At 60.1% G+C, this 14,488-nt stretch carries 14 protein-coding genes and 1 pseudogene; 7 read left to right on the forward strand and 8 right to left on the reverse strand.

The features are described 5' to 3' along the window. Positions 1-22: 22 nt before the first annotated feature. The 3 genes from ACA047_RS07280 to gntR form a co-directional block, all read right to left on the reverse strand. On the reverse strand, positions 23-445 hold the full coding sequence (locus ACA047_RS07280; RefSeq protein WP_497357982.1) for a GNAT family N-acetyltransferase: 423 nt from the start codon (positions 443-445) through the stop codon (positions 23-25). A gap of 307 nt (positions 446-752) precedes the next feature. Beyond that, positions 753-1,307, reverse strand: a complete 555-nt coding sequence (locus tag ACA047_RS07285) for a hypothetical protein (RefSeq protein ID WP_497357984.1) — start codon at positions 1,305-1,307, stop codon at positions 753-755. A 164-nt stretch (positions 1,308-1,471) separates the two neighbouring features. After that, positions 1,472-2,503 (reverse strand): HTH-type transcriptional regulator GntR, encoded by a 1,032-nt coding sequence (gene gntR, locus ACA047_RS07290; RefSeq protein ID WP_497357985.1) that lies wholly within the window; start codon positions 2,501-2,503, stop codon positions 1,472-1,474. Positions 2,504-2,718: 215 nt separating this feature from the next. Here gntR and ACA047_RS07295 point away from each other — a divergent pair, with 215 nt between their 5' ends. Further along, the gene (locus ACA047_RS07295; RefSeq protein WP_497357986.1) at positions 2,719-3,252 is read left to right on the forward strand and encodes a gluconokinase; all 534 of its coding nucleotides are present in this window, start codon (positions 2,719-2,721) and stop codon (positions 3,250-3,252) included. Positions 3,253-3,344: 92 nt separating this feature from the next. After that, positions 3,345-4,697 carry a GntP family permease gene (locus ACA047_RS07300; RefSeq protein WP_497357988.1) on the forward strand — a complete coding sequence of 451 codons (1,353 nt, stop codon included), beginning with the start codon at positions 3,345-3,347 and terminating at the stop codon, positions 4,695-4,697. Positions 4,698-4,817: 120 nt separating this feature from the next. On the opposite strand, the gene alaC is transcribed toward ACA047_RS07300, so the two are convergent. Beyond that, on the reverse strand, positions 4,818-6,035 hold the full coding sequence (gene alaC / locus ACA047_RS07305) for an alanine transaminase (protein WP_497357989.1): 1,218 nt from the start codon (positions 6,033-6,035) through the stop codon (positions 4,818-4,820). Positions 6,036-6,243: 208 nt separating this feature from the next. On the opposite strand from alaC, the gene ACA047_RS07310 reads away from it, so the two are divergent. Then, the gene (locus ACA047_RS07310) at positions 6,244-6,906 is read left to right on the forward strand and encodes a LysE family translocator (protein ID WP_497357990.1); all 663 of its coding nucleotides are present in this window, start codon (positions 6,244-6,246) and stop codon (positions 6,904-6,906) included. Between the two features lie 79 nt (positions 6,907-6,985). Beyond that, the gene (locus ACA047_RS07315) at positions 6,986-7,471 is read left to right on the forward strand and encodes a GyrI-like domain-containing protein (protein WP_497357992.1); all 486 of its coding nucleotides are present in this window, start codon (positions 6,986-6,988) and stop codon (positions 7,469-7,471) included. A gap of 26 nt (positions 7,472-7,497) precedes the next feature. Here the strand turns inward: ACA047_RS07315 and ACA047_RS07320 are convergent. Continuing rightward, positions 7,498-7,689, reverse strand: a pseudogene (locus tag ACA047_RS07320) (pyridoxamine 5'-phosphate oxidase family protein); the annotation flags it as partial. A 78-nt stretch (positions 7,690-7,767) separates the two neighbouring features. Further along, positions 7,768-8,253: a GNAT family N-acetyltransferase gene (locus ACA047_RS07325; protein WP_497357993.1), complete on the reverse strand. Its 486-nt coding sequence runs from the start codon at positions 8,251-8,253 to the stop codon at positions 7,768-7,770. A 141-nt stretch (positions 8,254-8,394) separates the two neighbouring features. On the opposite strand from ACA047_RS07325, the gene ACA047_RS07330 reads away from it, so the two are divergent. The 3 genes from ACA047_RS07330 to ACA047_RS07340 all read left to right on the forward strand — a co-directional run bounded on the left by ACA047_RS07330 (position 8,395) and on the right by ACA047_RS07340 (position 10,483). Next, positions 8,395-8,829 (forward strand): YybH family protein, encoded by a 435-nt coding sequence (locus ACA047_RS07330; RefSeq protein WP_497357995.1) that lies wholly within the window; start codon positions 8,395-8,397, stop codon positions 8,827-8,829. A 68-nt stretch (positions 8,830-8,897) separates the two neighbouring features. After that, complete coding sequence (locus ACA047_RS07335) at positions 8,898-9,251, forward strand: YciI family protein (RefSeq protein WP_497357997.1); 354 nt, start codon at positions 8,898-8,900, stop codon at positions 9,249-9,251. Next, positions 9,251-10,483 carry an RNA polymerase sigma factor gene (locus tag ACA047_RS07340; protein WP_497357999.1) on the forward strand — a complete coding sequence of 411 codons (1,233 nt, stop codon included), beginning with the start codon at positions 9,251-9,253 and terminating at the stop codon, positions 10,481-10,483. Before ACA047_RS07335 ends, ACA047_RS07340 begins: the two co-directional genes overlap by 1 nt. A 180-nt stretch (positions 10,484-10,663) precedes the next feature. Here the strand turns inward: ACA047_RS07340 and ACA047_RS07345 are convergent, their stop codons facing one another. Next, the gene (locus ACA047_RS07345; protein WP_497358001.1) at positions 10,664-12,007 is read right to left on the reverse strand and encodes an imelysin family protein; all 1,344 of its coding nucleotides are present in this window, start codon (positions 12,005-12,007) and stop codon (positions 10,664-10,666) included. A 259-nt stretch (positions 12,008-12,266) separates the two neighbouring features. Next, a complete protein-coding gene (locus ACA047_RS07350; RefSeq protein WP_497358003.1) occupies positions 12,267-14,318 on the reverse strand; it encodes a putative bifunctional diguanylate cyclase/phosphodiesterase in 2,052 nt (683 codons plus the stop codon). Between the last annotated feature and the right edge of the window lie 170 nt (positions 14,319-14,488).

Genomic DNA, 14,488 nt, shown 5'->3' on the forward strand with positions numbered 1-14,488 from the left:
AACAGACCTTGTATTGCACTTTTCAGGCGGATGTCTGCGGCTCCAACCCCATCGCAATCATCGGCTTGCTGCGAGCATATCGGCTCAGGCGCTCGGCCATCGCATAGGGCAGGGCGGGGTCGAAACGGAAACCGCGCCGCTCATAAAAGCCGCGCAAGTCTGGATGGCAGAACAACCACACGGGTCCGTCCACGCCTTCCAGCGCTTGGGCGATCAACCGCGCCGCAATCCCTTGTACGCGGTACGCCGGGTCGACAAACAATCCCGTCAACCAATGGCCACCCGACACCGGTCGCAGGCACAGGGCTGCGACGATTTCATCCCGCCGCGCTACCCACAGCTGCGCTTCACGCACCGCTTTCATCGAGGATTGGTGGGCGCGATAGAACTTGTTCATCAGCGGCCACAGCGGTTCGTCGAGCTGTGTGTAATGGATTTCGGACATGGCACGGTCATGGGGATTGAGGGGAGGGCGATTATAAAAGAACGCGAGCGCGGCGATAGGTGTATACCTGACGTCACATCCCGTATGAGTGGAGTACGTATCATGGCCAAAGGCATGGATTCAAAAAAAGCGGCAAAGAAAAAACCGGCAAAAACCGCCGATGAAAAACGCGCCGACAAAAAGACCAAGAAGGTGAACCTGTTCGGGCATTGAACCGCTTCCACCCCGGCTTGCCTCAGGTATGAGCTGGGGTCGTAACCTCAGCTCATACCTCGCCGCAATCCCTTTGTTGTAACGCCGCCAAGGCTTACAGCGAGGCGAGGAACGTTTCCATGGCCGGGTCGTTGTCGCTCGTGCCGCTATCCTGGGCTTTTTCGACTTGCGCCACCGCTGATTTGTCCTGCATACGCTGGGCAATTTCCTGACTGACCGCCTGTTGTTTCTCGGGCGGCATCGCCTTGAACGCTTCCTCAGTAATGCCCATGTCTTTGAGAATGCTCTCGCGCAGGCGCTCTTCGGGCGTCTTGCTCATGTAGTCCTTGAATTCTGACGTTGCAGCGCTGTCAAGCGTGGAGTCGTCTTCGGACGTTGATGAGGCAACAGTCTGCAATTGCACGCGGGTCTTGGCGAAAGCCTCATCGACGTTGTCGCTGATGGCGGTCGTCGCATTGACCTGTTGTGTGGCCTGCTGGGTGGCCGAATCGCGGACTTGGGCGCTGCCCAGGCTCGACTGGGCCAGGACGTTGTCGCGTAACGCTTGTAACGCTGCGCTTTGCAAGCCGCTGGCGGCTTCGGCGGTTGGATCCTCGCCTGGACGTTTGAGCGGCAGAATCATCGATTGCTGCTTCGCACTGACCAACATGATGAATACCTGTAGGGAATGGCTGAGCTATAGGCAGGAGCAATTCCCATGCCGTTGCTGCAAGCCCAGGATTCCAAGGGTTGTAGGCGCAGGACCGCGAGCCGGGCGGCCAACCTTTGCCGCCAGACGGCACGGATCGACCGCCTCCGCGTGCAGAGGCGGGCTCAGGTGCTTTCGCGAACCTTGAGTTCAAAGCCCATGTCCACCACCGGCTCAGTGATGCGATTACCCGCCATCAACGTCAGCATCTGCTCGGCTGCGCGGCGGCCGATGGCTTCCCGTGGGGTGCTGATGCTGCTCAGGCGCGGCACCATGTGGGCCGAGGCCGGTAGGTCGTTGAAGCCGAGGATCGACACCTGTTCGGGGATCTTGATGCCACAGCGCAGGGCTTCGAGCAGGGCGCCGTGGGCCAGGTCGTCGTTGCCAAAGAAGATCGCGTCGACGTCTGGGTGACTGGCCAGCAACTGCAGGAACAATTCGCCGCCCAGGCCCACCGATGACGGGCGCGGCGTCAGCATTTCCAGGTCCGGGTCGTATAGCCCGGCCTTTTGCAGGGCACCCCGAAAACCTTCACCGCGCAGCAGGGTCCGCTGGTCCAGTTGCGCACCGATGTAGGCCAGGCGCTTGCGACCTCGGGAGATCAGATGCTCAGCCGCCGTTTCACCGGCCTTGAGTTGGGAAAAACCAACGCAATTAAGGCCCGCACCGGGGTCCAGTTCCATCATGTACACACAAGGAATGTTGCTGGCCTCGATCATGCGTCGGGCACTTTCGGTACGGTCGAAACCGGTCAGCAGCAACCCTCGCGGCTGGTAGGCCATGTAGTTGCGCAGCAGGTCTTCTTCTTCGTCCCGGGAATAGTGATAGTTGCCGATCACCACTTCGAAGCCCTTGGGCCGCAGCACGCGATGAATGGCTTCCAGGGTGTCGATGAACAACAGGTTGGACAACGACGGCACCAGTACCACCACCGAATGGCTCTGGGCCGAAGCCAGGGCGCGGGCGGCGGGGTTGACGACGTAGTTGAGTTCCACGGCGGCCTGGCGGACTTTTTCCACCAGGTCGACGGCTACGGTGCTGACGCCACGCAGGGCACGGGAGGCGGTGATGGGACTGACACCGGCCAGGCGTGCGACTTCGTTGAGCGTAGGGCGACCGGTGGTGCGAGTATTTTTATCGTTTTTAGGGACAGTCATCAGGGCGGCTTGCCAAACAAAAATCAAGGTACTAAGGTAGCGCTGTCTCGACGCGGCTGCAAATGCGAGAGTGAGGTTTGCCTGAGCCTTGCCCGTTGGTGTCGTGAACGAACATGCTGCAACCACAAAAATGACAAGAAGGCGTCGGCAACTTCTGCTTTTGCTCTGGTGTCATAACTGGCAAAGGTAGCGCTGTCTGCGCGCTGAGGTGTTTCATGAACAATCCCATCACCGCCCTGGTCATCATGGGCGTTGCCGGTTGCGGCAAAACGTGCGTCAGCCAGGCCCTGTGCCAGTTGAGCGGCGCCACCGCCATCGAAGGCGACACTTTCCATCCTGCGGCCAACATCCAGAAGATGAGTGCCGGTATTCCCTTGAACGACGACGACCGTGCCGGCTGGCTCGACAGCCTGTGCGACGAGTTGCGCCGTGTCGACGCCACGGGCGAGCGCCCGGTGTTGACTTGTTCGGCCCTCAAGCACAGTTATCGCGAACGTCTGCGTAGCGCCTTGCCAGGCCTGGGCTTCGTATTTCTTGAGTTGACCCCCGAAGTGGCCGCCGACCGTGTTTCCCATCGTCCCGGCCATTTCATGCCGTCGACCCTGATCGACAGCCAGTTTGCCACCCTCCAATCCCCTGTCGGCGAGCCCCTGACCCTGGCTCTGGACGCGTCCAGCCACAGCATCGATGAATTGGCCCATCAGGCCTATGACTGGTGGGTGGCGCACGGTTTGAAGCTCGCCAGCTGAGCCTGAAAAATTTTGCGTCAGAAAGATAGCGCTGTCCCGACGATTTACAAATAACTGCTTCAATAACAACAACAAATCAGGAGACACCCCCCATGTTTGGCATGTCCCACGAAACGTTTCTACTGCTTGATGCAGTGGTCACGGTGATCGGACTCATCGTCCTCATCACCCAATTCAAATTCCACCCGTTCATTGCGCTGACCATTGCCGCTGCGTTCCTCGGCCTGACGTCGGGCATGCCGACTGGCACCATCCTCAAGGCGTTCCAGGACGGCTTCGGTGGCGTATTGGGCTTTGTCGGCATCATCCTGGCGCTGGGCACGATGCTCGGCAAGATGATGGCTGAGTCGGGCGGGGCCGATCAGATCGCACAGACCCTGATCCGTGCCTTCGGCAAGGATAAGGTGCAGTGGGCCATGATGTTCGCCGCGTTCCTGGTGGGCATCCCGCTGTTCTTCGAAATCGGCTTCGTGCTGCTGATCCCGCTGGTGTTCATCGTTGCGCGTCGCACCGGCGTCTCGATCATCAAGATCGGCATCCCGCTGCTGGCTGGTCTTTCTGCAGTCCACGGCCTGGTGCCACCGCACCCGGGGCCGCTGCTGGCGATTGGCGTGTTCGGTGCCGACATCGGTAAAACCATTCTCTATGGTCTGATCGTGGCGCTGCCAACGGCCATTATTGCCGGGCCGATTTTCGGTACGTTCATTGCCAAACATATCCCCGGCCATCCGAATCAGGAACTGGTGGATCAACTGGCGCGTGAGACGAGCTCCACCGTTTTGCCGACCTTTACCATCACCCTGATCACCGTGCTGCTGCCGGTGTTTCTGATGCTGCTCAAGACCTTCGCAGACGTGGCGCTGCCGGACGGTAACTTCTTCCGCACCTGGATGGACATGATCGGCCACCCGATCTCGGCGTTGCTGCTGGCATTGTTGCTGTCGCTCTATACCTTTGGCCACAAGCAGGGCATCGGTTCGAAACAGATTCTCAAGCTGCTGGACGCCAGCCTTGCGCCGACTGCCGCGATCATCCTGATCATCGGTGCCGGTGGTGGCTTCAAGCAGATGCTGGTTACCAGTGGTGTGGGTGACGTGATCGGCCACATGGCGGTGAGCGCGCAGATTTCACCGATCCTGCTGGCCTGGCTGGTGGCCGCGGTGATCCGCATCGCCACAGGTTCGGCGACAGTGGCGACCATTACCGGTGCCGGAATCGTGGTGCCGGTGGTGGGGATGATTCCGGGTGTGAACCGCGAGTTGCTGGTCCTGGCGACCGGCGCCGGTTCGTTGATCCTGTCTCACGTCAACGATGCAGGCTTCTGGCTGGTCAAGCAGTACTTCAACATGACCGTGGCCGAAACCTTCAAGACCTGGACCGCGATGGAAACCATTCTGTCCGTGGTGGCGCTGGGCTTTATTCTGCTGTTGTCGCTGGTGGTCTAACTAACAGCCCATAACAACTGTGGGAGCGGGCTTGCTCGCGAAGGGACACTGACATCAACAAGGATGTTGAATGTTATATCGCCTTCGCGAGCAAGCCCGCTCCCACATTTGGGTTTTGTGTCAGGCGTTGGTTTTGTTTATCAACCCATCCGCCCGAAACATCCCGCGGATTCCGCGTACGGCCTGGCGAATCCGGTCCTGGTTTTCGATCAGCGCAAAGCGCACATGATCATCCCCATATTCCCCGAACCCCACCCCCGGCGAGACGCAGACCTTGGCTTCGGCCAGCAGCTTCTTGGCAAACTCCAGTGAGCCCAGGTGTGCATAAGTCTCGGGAATCTTGGCCCAGACGTACATCGACGCCTTGGGGTTTTCCACCATCCAGCCCAGTTCATGCAGACCCTTGACCAGCACATTGCGGCGCTGGCGGTATTGCTCGGCGATGTCACGAACACACTGCTGGTCGCCTTCAAGGGCCGCGATGGCAGCCACTTGCAAGGGGGTGAAGGTGCCGTAGTCGTGGTAGCTCTTGATCCGCGCCAGGGCGTTGACCAGTTCCGGGTTGCCCACCATGAAACCGATGCGCCAGCCGGCCATGTTGTAGCTTTTGGACAGGGTGAAGAATTCCACCGCGATGTCTTTCGCGCCGGGCACCTGCATGATCGACGGGGCTTTCCAGCCGTCGTAGACGATGTCGGCGTAGGCCAGGTCGTGAATCACCAGGACGTCGTACTGCTTGGCCAGGGCGATGACCCGTTCGAAGAAATCCAGCTCCACGCATTGCGCGGTAGGGTTGGACGGGAAACCGAGAATCATCATTTTCGGTTTTGGAATCGAACCGCGAATGGCCCGCTCCAGTTCCTCGAAGAAATCCACCCCCGGCACCAACGGCACCGAACGCACCTGGGCGCCGGCGATCACTGCGCCGTAGATGTGGATCGGGTAACTGGGGTTGGGCACCAGCACCGTGTCGCCCTGGTCCAGGGTCGCCAGCATCAAGTGCGCCAGGCCTTCCTTGGAGCCGATGGTGACGATGGCTTCGGTTTCCGGGTCGATGTCCACCTCGTAGCGGTCCTTGTACCAGCGCGAAATGGCGCGGCGCAGGCGCGGGATGCCTTTGGAGGTGGAATAGCCGTGGGTGTCTTCACGCTGGGCGACGGTGACCATTTTTTCCACAATGTGCGGGGGCGTGGCGCCGTCGGGGTTACCCATGCTCAAGTCGATGATGTCTTCGCCGCGCCGACGCGCAGCCATCTTCAGCTCGGCAGTGATATTGAATACATACGGGGGGAGTCGATCGATGCGCGCAAAGCGGCGCGGCGAACCTTGTTCGGCCATTGTTGCCTCGAGATACGTGAGCGCCCGGAACCGTCCGAGCGACGTTGGCCACTGCGGTGGCCTGCGGCGCAAGATAAAGTGGCTGATGGCCAATTGTCCAGTAGCGGCGCAGAACTATTTTCGACGACACTGTCGACCTGGCCGCGCGGCGATCACGGCGTCTGCGGGCTGTTCAACTCGCCATAACCAAAATTCGAACGGAATGATGATGGAATTTTCCAGCGGTTTCTTGCTGAGCCTCTCCCTGTGCCTGGACATTGGCGTGGCCAATATCGCAATGATCACCCTGGCGATGCAGCGCGGCTACTTTCAGGGTTTCGCCCTGGGCCTGGGCACCTGCGTGGGCGACCTGGTCTACGCGGTCCTGGCCCTGGCCGGCATGACCGTACTGCTGCAATACGAAGCGGTGCGCTGGGTGCTGTGGATCGGCGGCTCAGTATTGCTGCTGTATTTTGCGGCGAAGATGATCCACTCGGCGATTTACCACAGCGCAGTGCTGGCGCAGGCGGGTGAGGTGCGGGGCAATTCGTCTCGCCAGGAATTTTTTCGCGGAATTTTCCTGGCCATGTCCTCGCCCAGTGCCATCCTTTGGTTCGCGGCGGTGGGCGGTACGCTGATCGCTCGTTCAGGCGGTGGAACATTGCTCAGCTCGGCGCTGTTTCTCAGCGGTTTTCTCTGCGCCGGGCTGCTGTGGTGCGCGGCCTTGTGCCTGGCGGCGACCCAGGGTGGCAAATTGTTGGGCGATAAACTGTTGCGCTATTCCTACTGGGCATCCGCCGCGATCTTCTGCTATTTCGCTGTGTATGTGATTGTTTCTGGTTACAACGAGTTTGTAGGAAAAGCCTCCGTGGCCGTGCTTCCTGGACTCTGAAAAACGAAACAGCCTGGCAATCGCGGTTTGGCTTCTATACTGCCAAGCTCGACCTCACCCTTTTCTGGAGTGTTGACGCATGGACAAGCACAAACGCGATAACGCAGCCGAACCACGCTTTGAACAGGGACGCTTTCAGCTCATCGCCGGTTTTGGCGAACGTTTTACCCAGGACACAGCCCAAGATATTCCCTTGCTCTGGGAAAAGTTTTTGCCCTGGCTCGGTAAGGTGCCAGGGCAGAAGGATGAGGTGACCTACGGTGTGTGCTGCAACCAGGACGCGAAGGGTGGGTTCGAATACATCTCCGGCGTGGAAATCAGCCGGCTCGACGATTTGCCGGAACAATACCGCTGGATTGAACTTCATCCCGGGCATTACGCGGTGTTCGAACACAAAGGGCCGGTGAATAAAATACCGGACACGTTCCGCTACATCTGGGATGTCTGGCTGCCGCAGTCCGGTCATGAAGCGGCGGACGCCCCGGTATTCGAGCGCTACAGCGAAGACTTCAACCCCAAGACTGGCGAAGGCACCCTGGACATCTGGATACCGCTCAAGTCCTGAGCATAAAAAAGTGGCGAGGTGCGGCTTCAGTACAGACTGGCCTGTACGCGTGCTGGCGCTTCACGGTCATACGCCTCGGCATCGAATTGCCCATCGTTCAAGCGTTTGTGAATCGCCCCGGCGCGGGGCAGTGCCGAGCGTTCGAGGTGGCGATCCGGATTCCACAGGTCTGAGCGCACAATAGCTTTGGAGCAATGGAAAAACGCGGCCTCAACCGTGGGGCAGGCCATAAATGGTTTCCAGCTGTTCAATCGACGTCAACATCGCTCAACTCCTCCTTGCTGATGGCCAGGCAATCAGAACACCAGCTCCATCCGCCGCTCATAACCGATGCGGCCCTTGTACGCCTCGCCACTGTCGACCCAGCCCAGCCGAGTGTACAGGGCAATGGCGGAGTCATTGTCGGCGTCGACCGAGAGTTCCAGCCCTCTGATTTGCGGCCACGCCGCGCGTGCCACGGCGGGTAGCGCTTGCAGGCAGGCTTTTCCGTACCCCTTGCCTTGGACCCGATGATCGACTTGCAGGGCGTGCAGGGTAGCGCTGTGTTCGTTGGCCCAGGAAGGCAGTACTGGCGGGCGCTTGAGCAGAAGGAACGCCACCGGCACATCGTCGGCCAACAACGCAAACCCCTTCACCCCCGGGCCGGGCTTGGACAGCAGCGTATGCAGCGCTCCGTGGATGTCGCCGGCGAACTTGATCTGTTCAGGGTGGATTTCGATGGCTTCGACCTGTTCGCGTTGGCGTGGGGTGAGGGCTTCGTAAGGTACGAGCTGAGCGGTCACAAAAGCGTCCATTGTTTGCCGGCAGGATGGGTCTGGGATTCTAGCGAATTTTTTTCTTTGAATTATTTTTGTTGGGTTGTCGATTCGAAGTTTCTCCAAACGACAAAGGGTGTCTTCAACAAAAACCTGCGGAGAATCACCATGAATACCCACGTCACTAAAACCGAAATCCAGGCCTTGATCGACACCTATCGCCAGGCCGTCATGACCAAGGATGTGGAGAAGGTCATGGCGCTCTATGACGAGAGCATCGTCTCGTTCGATGCCATCCAGGCCCTGCAATTCAAAGGCAAGGTCGCTTACCGGGCCCACTGGCAGGCCTGCATGGAGATGTGCCCCGGGCCGCACAAGTTCGACTTCCATCAAGTCGAGATCACCTCGGCCGACAACATCGCCTTCGCCCACTGGCTGGCTTATTGCGGCGGCACCAACGACAAAGGCGAAGAGCAGGCTTGCTGGATGCGCGTGACGGCTTGCTATCAGCGTGTGGCCGGGCAATGGAAGATCGTTCATGAGCACTGGTCCGCACCGTTCGACCCGATGGCCGGCACGACGCTGTTCGACCTGCAACCCTGATCGTCGGTTTTTTCGCCAAGCGCCTTTCTGCCGTCCATAGTTGATCAGTTCGATCACGGAGCTTTTCCATGAAGTACTTATGCCTGGTGTATAGCAACGAACAGACGCTGCACAACTCGCCCGACAGCCCAGAGGACGCCGAGTGCATGGCCTATGCCGAATCGATCCAGGGCAGCGGCCGGATGCTCGCCGCCGAGGCCCTGGAGTCGGTGCAAACCGCCACCACAGTGCGCATGCGTGGCGCCAAGCTGTCGATCACCGACGGCCCGTTTGCCGAAACCAAGGAGCAACTGGCGGGCTTCTATCTGATCGACGCCAAGGATTTGAACGAAGCCATCCAGGTCGCCGGCAACATCCCGGCGGCCCGGGTCGGCTGCGTTGAAGTGCGCCCGGTGCGCCAACTCCAGGGCCTGTCCGATTGATGTCGACCGAAGCGGTTACGGCGCGGGTCGAGCAGGTTTATCGGCAAGACTCGCGGCGGATCCTGGCGACGCTGATTCGCCTGCTGGGGGATTTCGATCTCGCCGAAGAGGCCTTGCACGAGGCCTTCTTCATTGCGGTCGAGCGCTGGCAGCGCGACGGCGTGCCGGACAACCCACGGGCCTGGCTGGTGTCGGCCGGGCGCTTCAAGGCGATTGACGGTTTGCGCCGGCGTGCACGTTTCGCGGCGTCCCGGCCATTGTTGATTGCCCAGCTCGAAGAACTGGAGCAGGTCGTCTGGAGTGACGAAGACGTGGAAGACGACCGCCTGCGGCTGATTTTTACCTGTTGCCACCCGGCCCTGGCCACTGATGCCCAGGTGCCGCTGACCCTACGGGAAGTCTGCGACCTGACCACCGAGGAAATCGCCCGGGCGTTTCTCGCCGCCCCGGCGACCATTGCCCAGCGCATCGTGCGCGCCAAGGCGAAAATCCGCGATGCGAAGATTCCCTATCAGGTGCCCTCGCGCACAGAACTGCCCGAGCGGCTGGACAGCGTGCTGCGGGTGATTTACCTGGTGTTCAACGAAGGTTATTCGGCCTCGATGGGCGCCGAGCTGACCCGCGAAGACTTGACCCGCGAAGCCATCCGCCTCGGGCGTTTGCTGATGGAGCTGTTGCCCGAAGCAGAGGTCATGGGGTTGCTGGCGTTGATGCTGCTGCACGAGTCCCGGCGGCCGGGGCGAACTTCGCAGACCGGTGAGCTGATTCTGTTGGACGAACAGGACCGATCCTTGTGGAACACCGAGTTGATCGCCGAAGGCTGCGCCCTGGTGGAAGCTGCGCTCAATACCCGGCGGTTCGGGCCTTATTGCCTGCAAGCCGCAATTGCGGCGGTGCATGCCGAAGCGCCGACGGCAGAGCAGACCGATTGGCCGCAAATCGTCGGGCTTTATGATGTGCTGCTGCGTGTCATGCCGTCGCCGGTGATCGAACTCAACCGTGCTGCCGCTTTGGCCAAACGCGACGGGCCGCTGGCGGGGCTGCGCTTGATCGATGCGATCCTGGGGCGTGACGAGCTGCTCGACTATCACCTGGCCCACTCGGCGCGGGCAGAGTTGTGCCGACAGTTGGGGCGATTGGACGAGGCGAGGGCGGCGTATCGACGGGCGCTGGAATTGACCCGGCAACTGCCGGAGCGCCGGTTTATCGAAGGGCGGCTTGCGGGATTGTAGTACTGAGCCACCAAGCCCGCTCTCACAGGGCCTGTGGCTGGCATCGCATTTATGAACAGCCGAAATCAACTGTGGGAGCGAGCCTGCTCGCGATAGCGGAGTATCAGCCAACATCGATGTTGACTGACATTCCCCCATCGCGAGCAGGCTCGCTCCCACAGGTTTTGTGGCTTGTGTTGATCAGAACTCGTGATCAGCGTTGTCCGGGTTCAGGTCGCTGATGCCCAGTTTGCCCGCAGCCTGCTCGATCGAGCCAGTTTGCTTGACCAGCGCGGCGATGGCGTCGCGCACGATCTGGTTGCCGGCGGTGTTACCGGCGGCGATCAGTTGGTCGTAGTGCTCACCCTTGTTGGCGTGATCGACCATGACCTGGATCTTGGCTTCGGTGTCGGCCAGGTCGGCCTTGAGCGCGGTGTCGGCGGCCGGATCGGCCTTGGCCACCAGGGACGACAGGCTGGCGCCGGTCATTTTGGTGCCGTCTACGCGGGTGTATTCGCCCAGGTACACGTTACGCACGCCTTTGGCATCGTAGAAGTGCGAGTTGTGGGTGTTGTCGCTGAAGCAGTCTTGTTCGTCTTCTGGCGAGTTGGCTTCCAGGGACACTTTCATGCGCTCGCCCGCCAGTTCACCCAAAGACAGGCTGCCCATGCCGAACAGCATCTTGCGCAGGCCGGTTTCGGCAGGTTCGGCTTCCAGGGTGGCGCGGTAGTTGTCGGCCACGTTCGGCTTCCAGTTGCCGACCATCTCTTCCAGATCGCTGACCAGCAGTTGGGTCACGGACTTGAGGTAGGCACGACGACGATCGTTGTGGCCGCCAGTGGCGCCGGCGCCTTCCAGGTAGTCGGAAGCCGGACGGTTGCCAGCACCAGGGCCGGTGCCGTTGAGGTCTTGGCCCCACAGCAGGAATTCGATGGCGTGGTAGCCGGTGGCGACGTTGGCTTCGGAGCCGCCCAGCTCGTTCAGGCTGGCGAGTTTTTCCGGGGTGATGTCTTTCACGTCGACCTTGTCTTCACCCACCTGGACTTCGGTGTTGGCGATGATGTTGGCGGTGGCGGCCGGGTTACCCAGTGCGTGCTCGTAGGATTTGTCGACGTAGTCGATCAGGCCTTCGTCCAGGGGCCATGCGTTCACTTGGCCTTCCCAGTCGTCGACGATGGTGTTGCCGAAACGGAACACTTCGCTCTGCAGGTAAGGCACGCGAGCGGCGATCCAGGCGTCCCTGGCGGCTTTCAGGGTTTCGGCGTTCGGCTTGGCCAGGAACGCGTCGACGGCGGTTTGCAGGGTTTTCGCGGTGGATTCGGCATCGCTGTAGACGGCATAGACCATCTCGGCGTAATGCGCGACAACGGCCTTGGCGGCGGCTTCGTCGATCTTGCCGGCGACGGCAGGGGCAGCCGGTGCCGCGGTGCTGGCGGCAGGCGTTGGCGCTTGCGGCGCGGCGGCCTTGTCTTTGCCTTCGCCGCAACCGGCGAGGGAAATAGCGATGGCCAGCAGACTGGCGGTAGCCAGAGGCATACGAATCATGGCGAACATCCTGCTTCGGTGATGGATGGGACAGGCGCTAGGTGCGCAAAACTGCGACATAATGCGAAAGATTTGCATTATGTGTAAAGGGTTGTAGCTGTAAATATTTCTTATTTAATGAGTGGCGATCGCCACCTTGCGTAGGAGCTGCCGAGCGAAGCGAGGCTGCGATCTTTCCCCTGGCGCTTGAGTCCCAAGCGAAATCAAAGGATCGCAGGCTTCGCCAGCTCCTACAGAGATATGAAAACCAGAGAAGGAATCAGATGATGGAGACCTTGCTGCGCTCCGCCTGCTTCAGATAAACGCCCAGTTCCCGTGCCGGCAGCGGTTTGCTGTAGTAATACCCCTGACCTTCGTGACAGCCCTCGGCGATGATGTAAGCCTCTTGCTCGACCGTCTCGACGCCTTCGGCAATCACCTGCATTCCCAGGCTTTTGCCCAACTGGATGATGGCCCGGACGATGGTTGCGTCGTCCTCGTCATCGAGCAGGTCCTGGACGAAGCTCTTGTCGATCTTGATTTTGTCCAGCGGCAGGCTCTTGAGGTAACTCAGGGAGGAATAGCCGGTTCCGAAGTCATCGATGGCAATCAGCGCACCGGAACGGCGCAGGCTCAGCAAGTGCTGGGCAGCGGTGGTGATGTCTTCCATCAGCCCGGTTTCGGTGACTTCCAGTTCCAGGCTGCGAGGCGGCAAACGGTACATCTGCAAGAGATTGTTCACCACCCTTGGCAGTTCGGCGTGGTGCAGTTGCACCGTCGACAGGTTGACGGCCATGCGCAGGTCGACGAAGCCCTGGTCGTGCCATTCGCGCAATTGTTTGCAGGCCTGGTCCAGTACCCACTCGCCGATAGCAATGATGGTGCCGTTCTGCTCGGCCAGGGGAATGAACAGGTCCGGCGGCACGAGGCCGTGTTCGGGGTGATGCCAGCGGATCAGGGCTTCGGTGCCCACCACGCGAAGGTCGCGGTAGCTGATCTGCGGCTGGTACACCAGGCTGAACTGCTCGCGGGCCAGGGCCTCGCGCAGGTCTTTCTCCAGTTCGCGCCGGCGACGCATTTCGCTGTCGACGCTGGCGATGTAGAACTGGTAGCGATTGCGTGAGCGAGTCTTGGCCAGGGTCATGGTCTGCTCGGCTTTCTGCAACAGCTTCTCGGTGCTGTCGCCGTCTTCGGGGAAGAGGGTGATGCCGATGGTGGCCCGCAAGCGGATTTGCTGATCGTCGAGGGCGAACGGCGCTTCCAGGTCATCGAGGATGCTCTGGGCCAGCTCGGCGGCTTCATAGGGCTGTTCGATGTCGGCCTGGACCAGGGCGAACTGGTCGCCCCCCAGCCGAGCCAAGGCACCAAGACGTCCGCTATGAGCCCGCAGCCGATCGGCCAGGGCCAGGAGCAACTGGTCGCCGGTCTGATAGCTGAACTGTTCGTTGATGCCCTTGAAATCATCCAGCCCCACGCACAGAACCGCCACTCGACGTTGCAGGCGCCCGGCGTCCACCAGAATCTTGTCCAGTTGCTTTTGAAGCTGCTGACGGTTTGGCAGGCCGGTGAGGAAGTCGTATTCGGCCATCCGCAGCAGGCTGTTTTCCGCTTCGTGGCGCAGGTGCGTGTTGCGCTCGATGGATTCGAGCAATTGGTTGGCCGTATTGATCCAGAGGCCCAGCTCGTTTCGCTCGTGGCCTCGCAACTGCGGGATCTTGTGTTCGCTGGGACGGTCGGGGTTGATTTCGGTCAGGTGCTCAATGATCCGCGACAGCGGCTTGGTCAACAGCCAGTGATAAACCAGGTACAACACCAGGCCCATTGCCAGGGCTCGCAGCATTCCGGATATGAGGATCACCACGGAGCTGACAATGAAGCCCTGGCCATAGGTGGCGGTGTCAAGGGTAATGCTCAGGTCGCCGTAATATTCGCTGTAAGGCCCGCGTCCCACCAACTGCGTGGTGAAGGTACGCTCCTTGCCAAGGATCAGGTCGGTCAGCCAGCGGCTTTCGGAGTGCTGCAAGGGTCGGGTTTTTTCGGCGAGCATCGTTTCCCGGGGGTGACCGATGGAGGCCATGCGTACGGCGTCGTCCTGAAACAGCCCCTCGATCACCTGCATGCCCATTTCCCGGTCCAGGCTGTAGACGGCCTGGGTCGAAGGATCCCGGAACATATCGAGAATCCGCTGGGCATCGCTGGCGACGGCTTGGTTGGTTTTGTAGGCATCGAACACGATCTGGGCACAGCTCAAGACCACGCCAACGATCAATGCCGAGAGGAGCACGACTCGGAGCAACTTCACAGACAAGCTGTTCTTGAGTTCCAGCTTCAAAGAGTGGTTCCTTGTTCCGTGCGGGTAGCGTCAAGTTGCCATGAGTATTGGCAATCCCGTGATGTCAGTCAAAGGGACAATCAAACACAAGGTTTTTCGCCTGAAGCCTGGCCGATATGCAGTTTTTTCAGAGTGATTGCTCTATGGCCATTGTGTCGGTTGAAAGAGGT

This window comes from Pseudomonas sp. LBUM1664, assembly GCF_059695895.1.

Excerpts from the sequence above, each read along its gene's own strand:
- ACA047_RS07280 (WP_497357982.1), bottom strand. The coding sequence starts at position 445 with ATGTCCGAAATCCATTACACACAGCTCGACGAACCGCTGTGGCCGCTG.
- ACA047_RS07285 (WP_497357984.1), bottom strand. The coding sequence starts at position 1,307 with ATGTTGGTCAGTGCGAAGCAGCAATCGATGATTCTGCCGCTCAAACGT.
- gntR (WP_497357985.1), bottom strand. The coding sequence starts at position 2,503 with ATGACTGTCCCTAAAAACGATAAAAATACTCGCACCACCGGTCGCCCT.
- ACA047_RS07295 (WP_497357986.1), top strand. The coding sequence starts at position 2,719 with ATGAACAATCCCATCACCGCCCTGGTCATCATGGGCGTTGCCGGTTGC.
- ACA047_RS07300 (WP_497357988.1), top strand. The coding sequence starts at position 3,345 with ATGTTTGGCATGTCCCACGAAACGTTTCTACTGCTTGATGCAGTGGTC.
- alaC (WP_497357989.1), bottom strand. The coding sequence starts at position 6,035 with ATGGCCGAACAAGGTTCGCCGCGCCGCTTTGCGCGCATCGATCGACTC.
- ACA047_RS07310 (WP_497357990.1), top strand. The coding sequence starts at position 6,244 with ATGGAATTTTCCAGCGGTTTCTTGCTGAGCCTCTCCCTGTGCCTGGAC.
- ACA047_RS07315 (WP_497357992.1), top strand. The coding sequence starts at position 6,986 with ATGGACAAGCACAAACGCGATAACGCAGCCGAACCACGCTTTGAACAG.
- ACA047_RS07330 (WP_497357995.1), top strand. The coding sequence starts at position 8,395 with ATGAATACCCACGTCACTAAAACCGAAATCCAGGCCTTGATCGACACC.
- ACA047_RS07335 (WP_497357997.1), top strand. The coding sequence starts at position 8,898 with ATGAAGTACTTATGCCTGGTGTATAGCAACGAACAGACGCTGCACAAC.
- ACA047_RS07340 (WP_497357999.1), top strand. The coding sequence starts at position 9,251 with ATGTCGACCGAAGCGGTTACGGCGCGGGTCGAGCAGGTTTATCGGCAA.
- ACA047_RS07345 (WP_497358001.1), bottom strand. The coding sequence starts at position 12,007 with ATGATTCGTATGCCTCTGGCTACCGCCAGTCTGCTGGCCATCGCTATT.